Source organism: Salinibacterium sp., from assembly GCF_031364185.1.
In the GTDB taxonomy this organism is placed as follows: Bacteria; Actinomycetota; Actinomycetes; order Actinomycetales; family Microbacteriaceae; genus Rhodoglobus.
In genome coordinates, this window is the sequence record NZ_JANLVV010000237.1 from 1 (window position 1) to 1,142 (window position 1,142).

Here is a 1,142-nt window from a genome sequence, read left to right on the forward strand (position 1 = left end):
CTGACACCGCGGCGACCCTGTGGATTGCGCTACGACGCCGATCGGTCGGGAGCTGATCGGGCTCAGTGCGCGAGCCAGTCGCGCAGCTGCCCATCCTGTTGCCCCAGCAGCGGCGGGGCAGAGTTGGGACGTGTGATCGGAGGATTCCAGGTGATGGGATGCCGCACCTGGGTCGCGACCGCCACCCCGGTCGAATCGAATACCTCGATTATCGGCTCGAGCCCGAGGGAGTCGGCGAGCGCGATGCCGTCGGCGATCGTGCCGACGCGGCCCGCGGGCACGCCTGCCGCCGTCAGTCGACGCTGCCATTCGGCGGAATCCTGGTGTCGAAGCTGTTGCTCGAGCAGCGGCACGAGCACGGCACGATTGGTGACCCTGAGCGCGTTGACCATAAATCGCGGGTCGTCCGAGAGTTGCGGAGAGCCGAGAACCGCGACCAACCGCCGGAACTGGGCATCATTTCCGCAGGCGACAACGATCTGACCGTCCGCGCATTCGAGCGATTCGTAGGGGGCAATAGAGGGATGCGCGTTGCCAAGTCGCCCGGGAACCACCCCCGCGCCGAGGAATGCCTGAGCCTGGTTTGCCAACGCACCCTGAAGGCTCGACAGCAGATTCACCTCCAGCAGCGCGCCGCGGCCAGTGGTCTGCCTCTGGAGCAGAGCCGCAAGGACACCGGCGACAGCATCCTTCGCCGTGAGCACATCGACGATCGCCACGCCGGTCTTCAACGCCGGCCCGTGTGTCTCGCCGGTGATGCTCATCAACCCGCCCAGCGCCTGCACGATCACGTCGTAGCCGAGAAGGTCGCGCCCCCCGGCGCTGCCGAATCCGGAGATGGAGGCGTAGACGACGCCCGGGTTCGACGTCATCGCTTCGTCGTAGCCGAGCCCGAGCTTGTCCATACCCCCGGGCGCGAAGTTCTCGACGACCACGTCGGCTCGGGCGATCAGGGTGCGGGCCAGGTCACGGTCGGCCGGATCGGCGAGGTCGAGACACACCGATTCCTTGTTGCGATTCACGCTGTCGAAATAGGTCGACCCCGTGGCCGAGTGCGGCGGCCCCCAGGATCGGGTGTCGTCGCCGGTTACTGGGCGCTCGACCTTGATCACCCGCGCACCGAGGTCGGCGAGCATCATCGT

At 67.1% G+C, this 1,142-nt stretch carries 1 protein-coding gene; it reads right to left on the reverse strand.

All coding sequences use genetic code 11. The features are described from left to right. Positions 1–62: 62 nt before the first annotated feature. On the reverse strand, positions 63–1,142 hold a 1,080-nt coding region (locus tag RMN95_RS10700), incomplete at its 5' end, for a CoA transferase (protein ID WP_309616905.1).